Here is an 18,348-nt window from a genome sequence, read left to right on the forward strand (position 1 = left end):
GATGTCTGTTTTAAGCGGTAAAAAATTGTACTGGGCATTTCCGGGGGAATTGCCGCCTACAAAACAGCCTCATTAGTTAGATTATTTATAAAAGCCGGTGCTGATGTCCAAGTGGTCATGACACCGGCTTCTAAGGATTTTGTAACACCGTTAACATTATCCACTCTTTCCAAAAACCCGGTACATTCCGCTTTTTACAACGAAGAAGATGAGAATGCCCAATGGAACAATCACGTTGAATTAGGACTTTGGGCCGATTTTATGTTAATTGCTCCGGCTACTGCCAATACGCTGTCTAAAATGGCAAATGGTAATTGCGATAATCTTTTAATTGCAACTTACTTATCCGCCAAATGCCCTGTTTATTTTGCTCCGGCTATGGATTTGGATATGTACAAACATCCATCAACTCTTTCCAGTTTTTCACTCTTACAGAAATTCGGAAATATCATGATTCCTGCAGAAAGCGGAGAGTTAGCCAGCGGTTTGTCGGGCGAAGGAAGAATGGCAGAACCTGAAAATATCATCACATTTTTAGAAAAAGACTTAGAAAGTAAATTACCCTTAAGAGGTAAAAAAATCCTCATTACAGCAGGTCCCACATACGAAGCGATCGATCCGGTTCGTTTCATTGGAAACCATTCCTCCGGAAAAATGGGATTTGATATTGCCAAAAGTGCAGCCAAACAAGGAGCTTCTGTTACTTTAGTATCGGGACCAACGCATTTAACGATTCAGGACTCTACAATAAATTTAATCCGAGTTACTTCATCTCAGGAAATGTATGATGCTTGTCATGCCTATTTTGAAGACAGTGATGTTGCTATTTGTGCTGCTGCGGTGGCCGATTATAAACCTCAAGTGGTGGCCGATCAAAAAATTAAAAAATCGGATGCTGAGTTTACTATTACACTAGAAAAAACAAAAGACATACTCGCATCGCTAGGTGCTCAAAAAACCAAACAATTCTTAATAGGCTTTGCTTTGGAAACAGAAAATGAAATTGAAAATGCTAAGTTGAAAATTCAGAAAAAAAACTTAGATTTGATTGTTTTAAATTCGCTTCAGGATGAAGGCGCCGGTTTTGCAAAACCAACCAATAAAATAACTTTTATTGACAACCAATTTGCTATTGAACCGATGCCGTTAAAATCAAAAGAAGCTGTGGCGGATGACATTATCAATAAAGTAATTTTGCATTATGAAAAAAATAGTTAGTTTTCTTTTTTTGTGTTTTGTCGGAGTAGCTCAATCGCAGCAATTAAATTGTACGGTGCAGGTAAATGCCGCTAAACTGGCCAGCACCAACAATCAAATTTTTAAGACCTTGCAAAATTCCATCAGTGAATTTGTAAACAAAACAGATTGGACGGGAGAAGCCTACAAGCAAAATGAAAAAATAAACTGTTCGATGGTTATTATAATCGACAGTTATGATTCGAACCAGTTTTCCGGAACCATACAAGTACAATCTACACGACCGATTTTTAATTCCAATTATGCATCTCCGGTTTTTAATTATAATGATAAAGATTTAGGATTTCGTTATGTGGAATTTGAAAACCTGAATTTTAATCCATCAAGTTTTGACTCTAACTTGGTTTCAATCTTAGCCTTTTACAGCTACATGATTATTGGTTTTGACGCCGACACTTATGCTTTAAAAGGAGGTAAAAATTGGTTTGATACGGCACAGCAAATATTAACTGTTGCTCAACAAGGCGGTTATAAAGGATGGAATCAAGGCGATAATAACCAAAACCGATTTTTCCTGGTAAATGATATACTTTCCGGAACTTATGATTCGTTTAGAGAGGTTTTATACAAATACCACAGAGAAGGACTGGACACCATGAATGCGGATTTGAAACCGGCTAAAGAAAAAATAATGGAATCCATTAACACCTTGAACGTATTGTATAAAGTGCGTCCGAATGCGTTTTTAACCCGTGTATTTTTTGATGCAAAAGTGGATGAAATCATTTCTGTTTTATCAGGAGGTCCCAAAGTGCCGTTGGCAGATACCATTGATACTTTAAACAAACTTTCGCCAATCAATTCCAGCAAATGGGCCACTATTAAGTTATAATCAGTACCTTTACTTTTTAAACTTTTCCTTCTTTTTTCCAACATGATTACAGCACTTTCAATCGAAAATTTTGCATTGATAGAAAAATTAAATATTGATTTTTCCAATGGTTTTTCAATTATTACCGGTGAAACAGGAGCAGGAAAATCAATACTTTTAGGAGCCTTAGGATTAGTTTTAGGCAAAAGAGCCGATTTAACTTCACTAAAAAACAAAGAAGAAAAATGCATAGTCGAAGCTAATTTTGCCATTGGTAAATACCAGCTTCAGTCCTTCTTTGAAGCCAATGATTTAGATTATGAAGAGGAAACCATAATCCGCAGAGAAATTCTGCCTTCCGGAAAATCCAGAGCTTTTATAAATGACAGCCCGGTCAATCTGCAACAACTACAAGATTTAAGTTTTTATTTGATAGATGTGCATTCACAGCATCAAACTTTAGAATTATCCGAAGAAGAATTTCAATTTAAGATTATTGATGCTATAGCCGATAATCTGGTTTTTTTAAGTGAATATCAAACTGTTTTAAAAAAATACCGTTCCGCCAAAACTTCTTTGGAAACAAAAAAAAACAGCCTTTCCGGTATTTTAAAAGAGAAAGATTATAATGAATTTTTATACAACGAATTAGAATCGGCCAATTTAAAAGCCGGTGAAGCAGAAGAATTAGAAAAGACATATGAAGCTTTAAATAATGTTGAGTTCATCAAAGAAAATCTTTCGGCTCTAATGGCTTTATCTAATGAAGAACAATTTGGGTTGCTTAAAAATTTGAAAGAATTCAAAACGTTACTCCAAAAAAACAGCAACTTTTCAAGCGAATACCAACTGCTTTTTGAAAGAACCAATTCGGTCTTAATTGAGTTTGATGATATTGTCAAAGAATTGAATCGCGCTTCAGATTTGGTGGTTAACGATCCGGAAAAATTGGAGTTAATCAACCAAAAATTACAATTAATATACAGTCTGCAAAAAAAACATCAGGTTTTAACGGTAGGAGAATTGCTTGATATTAAAAATGAGTTGGAAAACAAAGTAGTTTCGGTAGTTACTTTGGAAGAAGAAATCACAAAATTGGAAACGGATATTAGTGATCTGGAAGCACAATTAGATGCCATTGCTCAAAACATCACTAAGAGCAGGAGGAATGCTATTCCGACATTGAGCGAAAAACTAATTGAAATTTTGAATCAGCTTGGCATGCCAAATGTTCGATTTAAAATAGAAATTGCCGTCTCGACAACATACCACAGTAACGGAAAAGATAATCTTGAGTTTTTATTTTCAGCCAATAAAGGTACTGATTTCGGATTGCTAAAAAAAGTAGCTTCGGGCGGTGAAATGTCCAGAATTATGTTAGCCGTAAAATCTATTTTAGCTCAATATTCCAAATTACCTACTATCATTTTTGATGAAATCGATACAGGAGTATCCGGTGAAATTGCCAATAAAATGGGAGAAATTATGCGTGAAATGAGCAAGACGATGCAGGTTTTTGCCATTACACACCTTCCGCAAATTGCTGCAAAAGGAAATCATCATTACAAAGTTTTCAAAACAGTTTGGGGAGAAAATACAGTTTCTGAATTGAAATTACTGACCAATGAGGAACGCATCACTGAAATTGCAGAAATGCTTTCCGGAAAAGAAATATCAGATTCGGCATTGAATCATGCTAAGGCATTGCTGAACTAACCATTTTAATTTATTATTTTTGTGCCACTTTTTAATTAAAATATACAACTTAATTTCAACAGAATATGATTATAGAACCAAGAATGCGAGGATTTATTTGTTTAACAGCTCATCCTGATGGTTGTGCACAAAGTGTTAAAAATCAAATAGCTTATGTAAAATCTAAAGGCGCTATTGATGGTCCGAAAAAAGTATTGGTTATAGGTGCTTCAACCGGTTTTGGATTGGCTTCAAGAATCACCAGTGCATTTGGTTCCGATGCTGCTACTATTGGCGTTTTCTTTGAAAAAGAACCTGCTGAAGGTAAAACCGCAACTCCGGGTTGGTATAATTCTGCCGCTTTTGAAAATGAAGCCAAAAATGCTGGGTTGTATGCCAAAAGTATCAATGGAGATGCTTTTTCAAATGAAGTGAAACAACAGGCTATTGATTTAATCAAAGCGGATTTGGGTCAAATAGATTTAGTAATATACAGTTTGGCTTCTCCTGTTCGTATGCATCCGGTTACGGGTGTATTGCACCGTTCTGTTTTAAAGCCAATTGGTAGTACTTTTACTAACAAGACGGTTGATTTTCACACCGGCAATGTAAGTCAGGTAACCATTGAACCGGCAAATCAGGAAGACATTGACAATACAGTTGTGGTTATGGGCGGCGAAGATTGGGCTATGTGGATGGAAGCATTGAAAAATGCCAACGTATTAGCGAAAGGCGCTACAACAATTGCTTACTCATACATAGGACCTGAAGTAACTGAAGCTGTATACCGAAAAGGAACAATTGGTAGAGCTAAAGATCATTTAGAAGCTACTGCTTTTGAAATAACTGACAGCTTGAAATCATTAGAAGGGAAAGCCTATGTTTCTGTTAATAAAGCATTAGTAACTCAGGCAAGTTCTGCTATACCGGTTATCCCGTTATATATTTCATTATTGTATAAAATTATGAAAGCCGAAGGAGTTCATGAAGGCTGTATTGAACAAATTCAACGCTTATTTAGTGACAGGCTTTACACCGGCGTTCCGGTTCCTACAGATGACAAAGGAAGAATCCGAATTGATGATTGGGAAATGAGAAACGATATACAGGAACAAGTTAAAATGTTATGGGAAACCGCTACAACTGAAAATCTGAGTACTATTGGTGATTTAGCAGGATACAAGCAAGACTTTTTGAATCTCTTTGGGTTTGGTTTTGAAGGAGTTGATTATAATGCTGACACTAATGAAATGGTATTAATTTCAAGTATCAAGAACTAGTATAATTGTTAAAATTTACACTTTTAACCCCAAAAGCTCACAAATATTTGTGAGCTTTTTTAATTATCTATATCTTTATGGGCAATTAACTTTTAAACTATAACTTTTATGAAAAAAATTACGATTGTTTTCCTTTTTCTTATTGGAGGAATGGTCTCATCGTTTGCTCAGTTTTCTGAGAATTTTGATGCAGGAACCACAATTCCGGCAGGATGGAGTGTAATAAATGGCGGTGATGCTAACACTTGGACCGTCAGCACTCCGGGAACAGGAACTGCTCACAGCGGTGCCAATGTTGTCAGAATTTATTATTCGGCAACGGCACACAATGATTATTTGGTAACCCCTCAGTTTACAGTAACTGCTGGTGTAACAGATTTTCTTAGCCTTTGGGCCAGAAACAGATCTGATACTTTCCATGAACCATTTGATATTCTACTATCAACTGCTGGAAACGCTGAAGCTGATTTCACCACAACCATAGCTGCTGCGGTTGACCCAACAACAGCTTGGGGACAGTATAATTATGACTTAGCGGCTTACAATGGACAAACAGTTTACATTGCTTTTAAAAGCACAACTACTGATGAATGGCAGCTTTACCTTGACGATATTTCTGTTGGGGCTTTGCCAAACCCACTTGATTATGTTAGTTTACAATCCCCAGCAACGGCAACTATTGCACAAGGAGGAAACGTAACGGTTTACGGACAAGTATTAGAAGCAGGTTTAACCGATGTTACTTCAGGACAAGCTCCTGGTATTCAAGCATGGGTTGGATATAGTGCTACCAATACAAACCCAAATACATGGACAAATTGGACTGCTGCAACTTTTAATATGGAAGTTGGTGATAATGATGAATATCAAGCAACTATTGGCTCTACCTTAATCCCGGGAACTTATTACTACGCTACTAGGTTCGTACAAGGAAATGGCGCTTATGTTTACGGAGGTATTGATGCTAGTAATATTGGTTCATTCTGGGACGGAACTACATATTTGAGTGGAGTTCTGACAGTTTCACCACCACCACCACCAGCTAATGACGAATGTTCAAACTCAACACCATTAACTGTAAATCCTGATTATTTATGCGGTTCTGTTACCGCAGGTACAGTTTTAGGAGCTACAGCTTCTGCAGTGGATTCAGCAGCTTGTTTCGGAACTGAAGATGACGATGTATGGTACTCGTTTGAGGCTACCGCTACAACTCATAAAATTAGCATCTTAAATGCTTCAGGATCAACAACTGATATGTATCATTCTTTATGGACAGGTTCTGACTGTGGTAGTTTAACATTAGTTCCTGGTTCTTGTTCAGATGCTGATAATAGCTTTCCTTCAGGCTTAACTATTGGTCAAACTTACTTCTTAAGAGTAAATACTTATACTGCAACAGGAGGTCAAAACACTACATTCAATGTTTGTGTTGGAACACCACCACCACCACCTGCAAATGATGACTGTACAGGAGCAATTTCTTTAACTGTAAATTCTGATTTTTCTTGTACAACAGTTACTTCAGGTACTGTTTTAGGTGCTACAGCATCTGCAGTGGATTCAGCAGCTTGTTTTGGAACTGAAGATGACGATGTATGGTACTCGTTTGAGGCTACCGCTACAACTCATAAAATTAGCATCTTAAATGCTTCAGGATCAACAACTGATATGTATCATTCTTTATGGACAGGTTCTGACTGTGGTAGTTTAACATTAGTTCCTGGTTCATGTTCTGATGCTGATTCAAGTACTCCTTCTGGATTAACTATTGGACAGACTTATTTTGTAAGAGTTAATACTTATACAGCTACTGGCGGACAAGATACTACTTTCAATATATGTGTTGGATCACCACCACCACCACCAGCTAATGACGATTGTTCAGGTGCAGTTTCTTTAACAGTAAACCCTGATTATTCATGTGCGGCAGTAACAGCTGGTACTGTTGCTGGCGCAACTGCTTCTGCAGTTGATTCAGCAGCTTGTTTTGGAACAGAAGATGACGATGTATGGTATTCATTTGAAGCCACAGCTACTACACATAGAATTAGCTTAACAAATGTTTCCGGATCAACAACTGATATGTATCATTCTTTATGGACTGGTTCTGATTGTGGTAGTTTAACATTAGTTGCTGGCTCATGTTCAGACGGCGATACAAGTAACCCAAGTGGTTTAACAGTTGGTCAAACCTACTTTGTAAGAGTTAATACTTATACTGCTACCGGTGGACAAGATAGTACATTCAATATTTGTATTGGTACACCACCACCACCACCTACTAATGATGATTGTTCAGGAGCAATTGATGTTGCTTGTGGTTCAACAACTATAGGTACTACAGAAGGAACAACTAATGAAAATATGCCAGTTTGTGGTATTGCAAATGTTACTACACAAAACACTAATGGTGTTTGGTATAAATATACCGGAGATGGTAGTGAGGTAACTGTTACAACTTGTTCACCTACAATTACAACAGGTGATTCAAGAATTGCTGTATATACTGGTTCATGTGGTTCACTTACTTGTATTGGTGGAAATGATGATGCAACTGCTGCAGGTTGTTCTACAAATACATTAGCATCTAATGTTACCTTTACTACAGTTGCCGGTACTGATTATTATATCTTAGTTTATGCTTATACTTCAAATGCATTAAATTTTGCATTAACTGTAAACTGTACAGCTGCATGTTCACCAGCGACTGCAAATGATGAATGCTCAACTGCTATGCCATTAACTTTAGGTTCTACTGTTGTTGGAGCAGATAATTTATGTTCTTCAGCAAGTTTAGATGTTAACTACCCAACTTGTGGAAATCAGTTCTTGACTTATTTTGATACTTGGTATTGGTTTGATTCAGGAAGCTCAACAGATTTTACTATCTCTTTAGCTAATGCTACAGGAGCTAATGGTTATGCCTTATATGAAGGATCTTGTGGTAATTTAACTATGGTTACAGGATCTTGTACAACCACTGGTGGAAATGTTGCAGTTACAGGTTTGACAATGGGTACTACTTACTTCTTAAGAGTGTTCTCTACAACTACAAATACTCGTGGTTCTTATGACTTAACAGTTTCAGAAACTTTAGGTAACGGTTCATTTGACAACGGTAGTTTCACTTACTATCCAAACCCTGTGAAAAACGCACTTAACCTGTCATATAATCAAGCTATTTCTAGTGTTGAAGTATTTAATATGTTAGGACAAAAAGTAAGTTCTGACAAATTTAATGCTAACGAAGCTAGAGTTGATATGTCGCACTTGTCTGATGGAGCTTACATGGTTAAAGTAACTTCAGAAGGTCAGGTAAAAACAATTAAGGTTATTAAACAATAATCTTTTTACTAACTATAAATTTAAAACCACCTAATTTTTAGGTGGTTTTTCTTTTTTATAACACTTATCTTTGTTAAAATTTTAAGCATGAAGTTTTCCATCATCATACCAGTTTATAATCGCCCCGATGAAATTAAAGAGCTTTTAGAAAGTCTACTGATAGCTGATTTTGATAAAGAATATGAAATTGTAATTATTGAAGACGGCTCAACTATAATTTGCGAGGAAGAAGTAACTAAGTATAAAAACTCATTAAATATCTCTTATTATTTCAAAGAAAATTCCGGACCCGGTGATTCCAGAAATTACGGAATGAAAGTGGCCAAAGGAGACTATTTCATCATATTTGATTCAGATTGTATCATTCCAAAACAGTACTTAACTGAGGTAGAAAATGAATTGAATGCCTGTTATGTTGATTGTTTTGGCGGTTCTGATGCCGCATTGGATTCCTTTTCGAATATCCAGAAAGCAATCAATTTTGCCATGACGTCATTTTTGACAACAGGCGGTATTAGAGGTGGTTCTGAAAAATTGGCCAAATTCCAGCCGCGCAGTTTTAATATGGGCCTTTCTAAAAAGCGTTTGAAGCTTCTAATGGCTTTGGTAATATTCACCCGGGAGAAGACCCAGATTTATCAATTCGTTTATGGAAATTAGGTTTTGAAACAAGATTATTTCCAAAAGCATTCGTTTACCATAAAAGAAGAATTGATTGGGATAAATTTTCCCTTCAAGTCAATAAATTCGGCAAAGCCAGACCCATTTTAGATTCTTGGTATCCTGAGTACAGCAAACTTACATTTTTCTTTCCTTCCTTATTTATTTTAGGATTTTCCGTTGCCATTTTTCTCTTTCTGTTCGGCATTGAATGGCCTATATTTTGCTATGCCTTGTATTACCTTTTGATTTTTGTATTTGCAACAATCGAGAATAAAAGTATCGAAATTGGCTTCCTTGCTGTAATAGCCGTTTCAAAACAATTTTTCGGATATGGAAGAGGTTTTTTAGAGTCATTCATAAAAATCAAATTGCAAAAACAAAAACCGGAAATAGCTTTTCCTGAATTATTTTTTAAAGTAAAATCATGACTAAAGTAATTGGATTGACAGGCGGTATTGGTAGCGGAAAAACTTTGGTGGCCAATTATATGAAATCGTTGGGAATTCCAGTTTACATTGCTGATGACGAAGCCAAAAGCTTAATGCAAACCGATGACATTATAAAGGCTGTAACAAATGAATTTGGCAATACAATACTCAAAAACGGTAAACTCAACAGAGAAATGTTAGCCCAAATCGTTTTCAATAATCCTGAAAAACTCCAAAAACTCAACGCTATTGTCCATCCGGCCGTTAAAAAACACTTTGATACTTGGCTGCAAAATCATAACACTTACCCTTTTATAGTTAAAGAAGCCGCTATTTTATTTGAAAGCGGAAGTTATAAATATTGTGATGCGATTATCACAGTTACTGCACCTCTGGAAATCCGTATTCAACGCGTTTTAGAACGTGACCATACTAATCGTGAAAGTATTTTGCAGAGGATGAGCAACCAATGGACAGATGAGCAACGAATTGCTAAAAGCAATTATGTAATTCACAATCTTTCTGTTAAAGAAACCAAAAAACAAACTGATAGAATTCTTAAATTATTAGAAAATCTATAATATTAGATTGAGATGTTAATGTTTGGTTAATGTATTTATCGTATAAATGTTAAAATGCTAAATTTGTTTAATGAATAAATTGTTTTTCCGATTGCTTGTTATTTTGATGAGTTTATCTCTGATAGGTATTATACTTGTTCAGGTATATTGGTTCGATAAATCATTTGAAAACAATCAGGAGCAATTTAAATTTCACGTAAAACAAGTTCTTGGTAATGTTGCGGAAAAATTAAATAACAATGAAATGTATACTTATTATGAGCGATACAATCATTTAAAAGACAGTACGGGTAAAACTCCCGATAAAAATGACTTCTTAGAATTACGTCTTTATCAAAGAGACACTCGTACTAACGAAACCATAATTTATTCCAACAGCATCATTTCCGAGGATTACGGAATTACATCATCGTTCTTTGATACAAAAACGGATACCGTAAAGAAAATCAAAAGTTTATCCGCCAATAGAAAGACGGAAATATACAACAATGGTAACATTGACAATCTGTCTCCTAATCACACCATTACACCGGATATTAAGATTGAGAAAAAAGGCCGTCCTGATTTATTAGACTCCCAATTTGAAATGGTATTTAAAGACATTGCTGCTTTAAAACCTATTCAGGAAAGGGTTTCAAGTGAAATGTTGCAAAAATTATTGTTTGAGGAACTCAATGATTATGGTGTTAAAACTCCTTTTGAGTTCAATGTTTACAGCAATGGATTAGCAACAAAATAAAATCGGATAAGTTTAAATACGATAAAGAATCAACGTATTCCATTCCTATTTTTATTGATAACGACGGAGTAAATAAATATCAATTGTTGTTGACCTTTCCGCAAAAAGAAAAATTTTTATTTTCGGAGTTAGTGGGCATTTGCATATTGTCAATCATTTTTACTTTAATCATTATCATAGCGTACTCCAGTGCGTTAAGCCAAGTAATAAAACAGCGTCAGATTTCTGAAATCAAAACCGATTTCATTAACAACATGACCCACGAATTTAAAACACCCATTGCGACCATTAATTTGGCATTAGATGCTATTAAAAATCCAAAGGTAATCGAAGATAAAGAAAAGGTGCATCGCTATTTGCAAATGATTCGGGATGAAAATAAACGAATGCACGCTCAGGTAGAAAATGTATTGCGTATTTCTAAATTGGAGAAAAAGGAATTAGAAATCAATAAAGAATCCAATAACATTCATGACATTATTGAAGATGCTATTGAACATGTGAATTTGATTGTAGAAGATAGAGAAGGCATCATAAATACTCATTTTGAAGCCACAAGAACAACTGCTTTATTAAACGATGTTCATTTTACCAATGTCATCGTAAACATATTGGATAACGCCATTAAATACTCGCCATTAGCCCCATCATTGACATCTATACGGAAAACGTAAAAGATTTTATTATCATAAAAATAAAAGATCAAGGAGCCGGAATGACAAAAGCGGCTCAAAAAAGAATATTTGAAAAATTTTATCGTGAACACACCGGTGATTTGCACAACGTAAAAGGTCACGGTTTAGGTTTAGCTTATGTTAAACGAATAGTAGACGATCACAACAGCCAAATTACAGTAGAAAGCGAAAAAGGAAAAGGAAGCACATTTATAATTAAAGTCCCACTCATAAATTAACATACATATGGAAACAAACAAAAAAATTCTTTTAGTAGAAGATGACCAAAACTTCGGTATAGTTTTGAGAGAATATCTGACTCTAAATGATTTTGACGTAACCCTGGCCAAAAACGGCATGGAAGGTTTTGAAAAATTCAAAAAAGACAATTTCGATTTGTGTATTTTGGATGTAATGATGCCTTACAAAGATGGGTACACGCTAGCTAAAGAAATAAGAGAAAAAAACAAAGATGTGCCGTTGATTTTCTTAACTGCCAAATCAATGAAAGAAGATGTAATGAAAGGGTACAAGGTAGGTGCTGATGATTATTTAAACAAGCCTTTCGATTCAGATGTATTGTTGATGAAAATCAAAGCGATCATCCAAAGAAAATCGGCTGAAAATAAAAACGAGCCGGCTAAATTTGAATTCCAAATTGGTAAATTCCTTTTAAACTCAAAATTGCGTTACTTAAAATTTGGTGAGGAAGAACCAATCAAATTATCCCCAAAAGAATCTGATTTGTTAAAAATGATGGCTATTTATGAAAACGATTTAATGCCAAGAGAATTAGCGTTAACCAAAATTTGGAGAGAAGACAATTACTTTACCTCAAGAAGTATGGATGTCTATATTGCTAAATTGCGTAAATACTTAAAAGAAGATCCTAACGTAGAAATCCTCAACATTCACGGAGAAGGATTCCGATTGGTAGTTAAAAAATAAAACAAATGGCTTCAGGAAACTGAGGCCATTTTTATTTTAAATGCAACAACAAAGCAAAAGCAACTTTGTCATCCTTTTGAACCGCAAAGGTGATTTCATTATCCGAAGTATGACTACATAAGGCTACCGTATCGTTTAAAGCAACTTCCTTCAGATAATTCATTTCAAAACTGTCTATCTTTTGATTCAGAATTAAATCTAAATCAACAGCATCCAAACACCATTCAAGATATTTCACACTATTGGCATGATTGACGATATCCAAATCAGAAAGTTTTACAGTATGAGCTGCCTTTTGTAGCAGCATCTCCTGCTGAAAATTAATTTTGCTAAATGGGAGTTGCGTGGCTCTAGTAGCATATTTTTCAAAATGCTCGTGAGGCAAGGCTAATGTTTCCGGTCTTCTGGTTTTTGTATTAAAGACAGCCCAAAATGTTTCACATCCTGCAATTTTTTCTTCCCCAAGATACACTTCCAAACAACGGGTAGAACGGGAATTTTCCAAAGAATTAATCCAGGTTTTTACCGTAATGGTATCTTTCCATTTAGGCATTCGCTTTATCTCCACACGCATTCTGCTCAAAACCCAAGCCTGATGATTTATTTGCATATCACTAAAACTGATACCTCCAAGTTCTGCATGCAAACCTGCCGTTAATTGTAAAATATTACATAAATCAGTGTGTTTTAGATAACCATTAGGATAACATTGCAAAAAAGTAATGTCCCAATCCTGTTGCAAAACCGAAGTGAAATTAGGAGAAATTGGCATTTACTTAATGTTAGTTTCAATGTAATTAATAATCTCTTTTCTGTCTGTCAGATAATCAAACCACACTGCATTTTCTGTACGCTTAAACCAAGTCAGTTGTCTTTTAGCAAAATTGCGAGTGTTTTTTTTGATTTCTTCAATAGCCAAATCCAAACTTAGTGTTCCGTCAAAATAATCAAATAATTCTCTGTATCCAACGGTTTGTAAAGCATTCAGTTCTTTGTTTGGATATAATCTTTCAGCTTCTGTCAAAAGGCCTTCGTTCATCATCATATCAACTCGTTGATTGATTCGGTCATATAGTATGGCTCTTTCAGCTTCTAAACCAATCACAATAGGAGTGAAGCGGCGTTGATTTTTCTTTTGTCCGATAAAACTCGAATAGGGTTTACTGGTTCCCAAACAAACTTCTACAAAACGTTTCATGCGCTGTGGATTTTGCAACGTCTGTGGGTTTTCAGAAAGTAATTTATGATAATAGCCTGAATCTAAATCTTTCAATTGAGTTTGCAGGTAATCTATCCCAAACAATTCAAAATCAGTGTTAATTTGTTTTCTAATGTTTTCGTCGATATCCGGAAATTCATCAAACCCTTTTAAAACAGCATCCACATACAAACCCGAACCACCAACCATGACTTGAATATTCTTTTTCAAGAACAATTCATCAAGCTTCTCTATAGCTTCCCGCTCAAAATCACCCACAGTATAACTTTCAAAAATCGATTTGTTTTGAATAAAATGATGCGGAGCTGCAGCTAATTCTTCCGTACTCGGAACTGCTGTTCCAATTTTCATCTCTTTAAAAAACTGTCTACTGTCACAGGATAGTATGTCACAGCCGAAATGTTGTGCCAAAGCAATGCTTAAAGAAGTCTTTCCAATAGCTGTAGGCCCGATAATAGTGATTAAGTAATTCAAAATTTAATAACCTTACAGTTTTTACTTCGACGTAAATACCCTTGAATGATACTTCTGGTATCGCGGTTGTTTTGCATTGGGATAATGATGTTTTTTAGGATTTCAAGGTTGTTTACCTGATAATTCAAATCAAAAAAACAATAGCCTTTATAAATACCATTTTCTATAAGTACAGCACTGCGTTCTTCCAAACTTCTGCCTCTATCAATGATAACCATATTGTTGTTTTCAAAGCCGGCGTTCTTTATAAACTCTTCTACACGTTCGTTATAAATTTCAGGAGCTTCTTTGCCAAGACAGGCGCCATTGCATTCTTTAATTTTGTGCTGAAAACAACCGTTTTGGGTTTCATACAAACCATTAAGTTTTTGACATAACTGGTATTCTGAAGTAACTTTGAAAAGCAAATTTTTTCCTTCCTGAATCGAGCTGAAAGAGGTAATCTCCTTTTTTCGGCCATCGGCTTTCAATACTTTCAAAGTCATATAGCCGTTTTCATCTTTCTCCTGATACAACGCCCATTGGAAAATTGTCTTACGTTGTGCAGTATTATAAACCGGTTTGTTGATTTTGATTTCCTCACTCTCTTTCAATAAAGCAATGAGTTCGCTACCCGTTACTTCATAAGTCACCGCAAAAACATCGCGCTGAATCTTTTTACTCTTTCCCGAAGTTCCGGTGAAGTGTTGGTTGATGCGTTTTTTTATATTTCGGCTTTTGCCAATATAAATCAAATCACCTTTCTCGTTATGAATGTAGTAAATACCGGTTTTACTCGGCATGCTTTCCACAATATCCAACAGCTTTGGCGATAACCCTTTTTTGATTTCGGCTTTAATTAAACTGATTAAAATTTCTTTTTCGACATCTTTGGCCAAAAGCATTTTGAACAATTTTACGGTAGCCATAGCATCACCACTGGCACGATGCCTATCGGTAACCGGAATGCCTAAAGAACGAACCAGTTTTCCTAAACTATAAGAAGCCTGTCCCGGAATCAGTTTTTGAGACAATTCAACCGTGCAAAGGGTAGGTTTTACATAATCATACCCCAATCGGTTAAATTCTGTTCGAAGGATTCGGTAGTCAAAAGAAGCGTTATGAGCTACTACAATGCAATCTTGTGTAATCTCAATAATGCGTTTGGCAATTTCATAAAATTTGGGAGCCGAACGCAACATGGCATTATTAATTCCGGTAAGCTTAACCACAAATGGTTGTATTGGCTTTTCTGGATTGACCAAGCTTATGAACTGGTCAACAACTTCATGACCGTCAAATTTGTAGATGGCAATTTCCGTAATGCCTTCTTCATTAAATTGGCCGCCGGTGGTTTCTATGTCAAGTATTGCGTAAATAGCTTTCTTTTTTTATTACAATAAGAAAATCATTTTCAAATTTTCAGATTGGTACATTTTTAAATTATCTTCCTCCAAAGATACTGCTTCCTATTCGAACCATAGTGCTGCCACAATCAATGGCCAGTGGATAATCGCTCGACATCCCCATAGAGAGGGTATTCAGTTGGCAGTTGTTGGTATTTCGTGATTTGTTTTTGTCAAAAATTGATTTTAAATGCTCAAATTCTCTTTTTATTTGCTCCTGATTATCAGTAAACGTAGCCATGCCCATTAAGCCAATGACTTTAATATTCTCAAGCGTTTTGAATTCCTCGGATTTTAGTACTTCTTCTAATTCTTTTTCATCCAAACCAAACTTGGTGTCTTCTTCGGCTATGTGAATTTGCAACAAACAATTAATGTTCTTTCTCCACCGTACCGCATGACGGTTGATTTCTTTAAGCAACTTCAAACTGTCAACCCCATGAATCAGTTTTACATACGGCACCATATATTTCACTTTGTTGGATTGCACATGTCCAATCATATGCCACTCAATATCCTTGGGCATTTGCTGCCACTTTTCGGTCATTTCCTGGATTTTGTTCTCCCCAAAAATACGTTGTCCGGCCTCATAAGCCTCCATCAAATCGGAAATCGGTTTGGTTTTAGAAACCGCTACCAAGGTAACATGAGACGGTAAAGAAGCTTTTATGCTAAGGAGGTTTTCTTGTATTGACATTTTCAAATTTTCAAATTGACTTATTTTCTAATCAAAGCTCATACACCATCAATCCGCTTCTGAACTTGGGCTCTATATAAGTACTTTTAGGAGGCATGATTAAATTATTATCAGCCAAGGCTTTGATTTCCGAAATATCAGAAGGGTAGAGCATAAAGCCAACTTCAAACTCACCTTCATCTACCAATTCTTTAATGGTTAGTATCGATTGTTTTCCCGGAATGTATTCAATACGTTCATCGTTTCGCAAATCTTCTATGCCTAATAAGGGTTGCAGCACTTTGTCGTATAAAATCTGAGCATCCAAATTCTCCAAAATAGAAGGCTGTTTGTTTTCCTGCTTGTAAAACAAGGCATAAAAATTACCATCGAGATACATTCCGAATTCAAACTTACTTTGTGGTTTCCACAATTCTTGCTCTTTGTCTTTAATGATGAAATACTCGGATAGTTTTTCAACAAAATCTTCTTTAGAGAAGCCATTCAAATCCCGTATGATTCTGTTGTATTCGTATATTTTGACGTTGCTTTCGGCTATCAAAAAACTCATGAAATAGTTCAGGTTTTGGTTGCCCAAATGCTTGTCTTCATCATACAGCAATTCTGCCGAAGCCGAACGGTGATGTCCGTCAGCAATGTAAAGTTCAGGAATAGTGTCAAATTGAGTTTGCAACCAAATAATTTCTGCTGCGGTATCAATCTTCCAAAGCTGGTGTTTCTCTTTATTAGTAGTAGAATAATTATAAATCGGCTGGCTTTTCTTTTTGTCAGCAATCCAAGCGTTTAACGCTGCATTATCCGGATAAGTAATCAAAACCGGCTCTGTATTAAACCCCGTTTGATGCAAATAATCTTTGAAATATTCTACCCGATACTGCAAGGTATCTTCGTGCTTTTTGATAACATTGTTTTTATAGTCTTCAATCGAAGTCCCGGCTACAATTCCGGTAAAGGATTGCGCTTTGGATTGGATTTCATATAAAAAGAAAACCGGTTGGTCTTCTTCCATAAAAACACCTTCTTCTTTAAAATCTTGGTATTTATGAGCCACCCCTTTAAACCGTTTGTCCAAAGTAATTTTTTGCGAATGCATATAGGCCGGATTAATAACATGCAAAAAAGAATACGGGTTAAAGCTCAACCAAGCCGCAAGCTCAGCCGAACTGTAATCATCGTAATTTCTGCAAGTCACCAACGCTACTTTATCAGGCGTTGGACGAACCGCTTTGAAAGGAATTATTTTACTCATAGTAGTTTAAGCGAATTGTTTCGCTACTTTTTCTGCTTTCTTCGATTCAGCATAATCATAAAATCCTTCTCCCGATTTTACACCTAATTTACCCGCCATCACCATATTAACCAAAAGTGGGCAAGGGGCATATTTCGGGTTTTTGAAACCGTCATACATTACGTTTAAAATAGAAAGACAAACATCTAACCCAATAAAATCGGCCAGTTGTAAAGGTCCCATTGGGTGGGCCATTCCTAACTTCATCACCGTGTCAATTTCACTTACTCCGGCAACACCATTGTATAAGGTTTCAATACTTTCGTTAATCATCGGCATCAAAATTCGGTTAGCCACAAAGCCAGGATAATCATTTACTTCCGTTGGAGTTTTACCTAATTTAACCGATAAATCCATGATGATTTTAGTAACTTCATCCGAAGTGTTATACCCTCTAATGATTTCAACCAATTTCATAATCGGCACCGGATTCATAAAATGCATCCCGATAACTCGCTCCGGATGCACTACTTGAGCCGCAATTTGCGTAATGGAAATGGAAGAAGTATTGGTGGCCAAAATCACATTATGATCACAAATATCACTCAGTTGTTTGAAAATATTCAGCTTTAAAGTTACGTTCTCAGTAGCAGCTTCTACTACTAAATCGGTTCCTACTACGCCGTCTTTTATATCGGTATAAGTAATAATGTTACTTATGGTTTGGTGTTTGTCTGCTTCGGTAATGCTTCCTTTAGTTACCATTCGGTCCAAATTGGCAGCAATCGTTGCCATGCCTTTTTCCAATGATTTTTCGGAAACATCAATTAGTTTTACGGTAAAACCGCTTTGTGCAAAAGTATGGGCAATTCCGTTACCCATAGTACCTGCGCCTATTACAGCTATTGTTTTCATTATATT

At 35.9% G+C, this 18,348-nt stretch carries 12 protein-coding genes and 3 pseudogenes; 9 read left to right on the forward strand and 6 right to left on the reverse strand.

All coding sequences use genetic code 11. From position 1 onward, the window contains the following. The first annotated feature begins 1 nt into the window (after position 1). The 9 genes and pseudogenes from coaBC to GUU89_RS12215 all read left to right on the forward strand — a co-directional run bounded on the left by coaBC (position 2) and on the right by GUU89_RS12215 (position 12,424). A pseudogene (coaBC, locus tag GUU89_RS12175) lies at positions 2-1,218 on the forward strand (bifunctional phosphopantothenoylcysteine decarboxylase/phosphopantothenate--cysteine ligase CoaBC). Beyond that, the gene (porD, locus tag GUU89_RS12180) at positions 1,202-2,089 is read left to right on the forward strand and encodes a type IX secretion system protein PorD (RefSeq protein WP_162128174.1); all 888 of its coding nucleotides are present in this window, start codon (positions 1,202-1,204) and stop codon (positions 2,087-2,089) included. The pseudogene coaBC and the gene porD overlap by 17 nt, the downstream one beginning before the upstream one ends. Positions 2,090-2,131: 42 nt before the next feature. Then, positions 2,132-3,784, forward strand: a complete 1,653-nt coding sequence (recN, locus tag GUU89_RS12185; protein ID WP_162128175.1) for a DNA repair protein RecN — start codon at positions 2,132-2,134, stop codon at positions 3,782-3,784. 65 nt (positions 3,785-3,849) lie between these two features. Then, entirely contained in the window at positions 3,850-5,043 is a 1,194-nt protein-coding gene (fabV, locus tag GUU89_RS12190; protein ID WP_162128176.1) for an enoyl-ACP reductase FabV, read from the forward strand. 108 nt (positions 5,044-5,151) lie between these two features. Beyond that, positions 5,152-8,391: a T9SS-dependent choice-of-anchor J family protein gene (locus GUU89_RS12195; RefSeq protein ID WP_162128177.1), complete on the forward strand. Its 3,240-nt coding sequence runs from the start codon at positions 5,152-5,154 to the stop codon at positions 8,389-8,391. Positions 8,392-8,478: 87 nt separating this feature from the next. Beyond that, positions 8,479-9,482 (forward strand): annotated as a pseudogene (locus tag GUU89_RS12200) (glycosyltransferase). Next, entirely contained in the window at positions 9,479-10,063 is a 585-nt protein-coding gene (gene coaE / locus GUU89_RS12205) for a dephospho-CoA kinase (RefSeq protein ID WP_162128178.1), read from the forward strand. The pseudogene GUU89_RS12200 and the gene coaE overlap by 4 nt, the downstream one beginning before the upstream one ends. Before the next feature lie 70 nt (positions 10,064-10,133). Continuing rightward, positions 10,134-11,715: pseudogene (locus tag GUU89_RS15355) on the forward strand (sensor histidine kinase). A gap of 7 nt (positions 11,716-11,722) precedes the next feature. Beyond that, positions 11,723-12,424 carry a response regulator transcription factor gene (locus GUU89_RS12215; protein WP_162128179.1) on the forward strand — a complete coding sequence of 234 codons (702 nt, stop codon included), beginning with the start codon at positions 11,723-11,725 and terminating at the stop codon, positions 12,422-12,424. A 31-nt stretch (positions 12,425-12,455) separates the two neighbouring features. On the opposite strand, the gene GUU89_RS12220 is transcribed toward GUU89_RS12215, so the two are convergent. The 6 genes from GUU89_RS12220 to GUU89_RS12245 form a co-directional block, all read right to left on the reverse strand. Beyond that, a complete protein-coding gene (locus tag GUU89_RS12220; protein ID WP_162128180.1) occupies positions 12,456-13,196 on the reverse strand; it encodes an acyl-[acyl-carrier-protein] thioesterase in 741 nt (246 codons plus the stop codon). After that, entirely contained in the window at positions 13,197-14,117 is a 921-nt protein-coding gene (gene miaA, locus GUU89_RS12225; RefSeq protein ID WP_162128181.1) for a tRNA (adenosine(37)-N6)-dimethylallyltransferase MiaA, read from the reverse strand. Beyond that, a complete protein-coding gene (locus GUU89_RS12230) occupies positions 14,114-15,475 on the reverse strand; it encodes an exonuclease domain-containing protein (RefSeq protein WP_162128681.1) in 1,362 nt (453 codons plus the stop codon). The genes miaA and GUU89_RS12230 overlap by 4 nt, the downstream gene beginning before the upstream one ends. 64 nt (positions 15,476-15,539) lie before the next feature. After that, a complete protein-coding gene (locus GUU89_RS12235) occupies positions 15,540-16,199 on the reverse strand; it encodes a YggS family pyridoxal phosphate-dependent enzyme (RefSeq protein ID WP_162128182.1) in 660 nt (219 codons plus the stop codon). 31 nt (positions 16,200-16,230) lie between these two features. Further along, complete coding sequence (locus GUU89_RS12240) at positions 16,231-17,448, reverse strand: DUF1015 domain-containing protein (RefSeq protein WP_162128183.1); 1,218 nt, start codon at positions 17,446-17,448, stop codon at positions 16,231-16,233. A 6-nt stretch (positions 17,449-17,454) separates the two neighbouring features. Continuing rightward, positions 17,455-18,342 carry a 3-hydroxyacyl-CoA dehydrogenase family protein gene (locus GUU89_RS12245; RefSeq protein WP_162128184.1) on the reverse strand — a complete coding sequence of 296 codons (888 nt, stop codon included), beginning with the start codon at positions 18,340-18,342 and terminating at the stop codon, positions 17,455-17,457. Positions 18,343-18,348 lie beyond the last annotated feature (6 nt).

The organism is Flavobacterium phycosphaerae (assembly GCF_010119235.1).
Lineage (GTDB): Bacteria > Bacteroidota > Bacteroidia > Flavobacteriales > Flavobacteriaceae > Flavobacterium > Flavobacterium phycosphaerae.

Bases quoted from the DNA above. Each gene is read 5' to 3' on its own strand.
- porD (WP_162128174.1), top strand. From the start codon at position 1,202: ATGAAAAAAATAGTTAGTTTTCTTTTTTTGTGTTTTGTCGGAGTAGCT.
- recN (WP_162128175.1), top strand. From the start codon at position 2,132: ATGATTACAGCACTTTCAATCGAAAATTTTGCATTGATAGAAAAATTA.
- fabV (WP_162128176.1), top strand. From the start codon at position 3,850: ATGATTATAGAACCAAGAATGCGAGGATTTATTTGTTTAACAGCTCAT.
- GUU89_RS12195 (WP_162128177.1), top strand. From the start codon at position 5,152: ATGAAAAAAATTACGATTGTTTTCCTTTTTCTTATTGGAGGAATGGTC.
- coaE (WP_162128178.1), top strand. From the start codon at position 9,479: ATGACTAAAGTAATTGGATTGACAGGCGGTATTGGTAGCGGAAAAACT.
- GUU89_RS12215 (WP_162128179.1), top strand. From the start codon at position 11,723: ATGGAAACAAACAAAAAAATTCTTTTAGTAGAAGATGACCAAAACTTC.
- GUU89_RS12220 (WP_162128180.1), bottom strand. From the start codon at position 13,196: ATGCCAATTTCTCCTAATTTCACTTCGGTTTTGCAACAGGATTGGGAC.
- GUU89_RS12235 (WP_162128182.1), bottom strand. From the start codon at position 16,199: ATGTCAATACAAGAAAACCTCCTTAGCATAAAAGCTTCTTTACCGTCT.
- GUU89_RS12240 (WP_162128183.1), bottom strand. From the start codon at position 17,448: ATGAGTAAAATAATTCCTTTCAAAGCGGTTCGTCCAACGCCTGATAAA.
- GUU89_RS12245 (WP_162128184.1), bottom strand. From the start codon at position 18,342: ATGAAAACAATAGCTGTAATAGGCGCAGGTACTATGGGTAACGGAATT.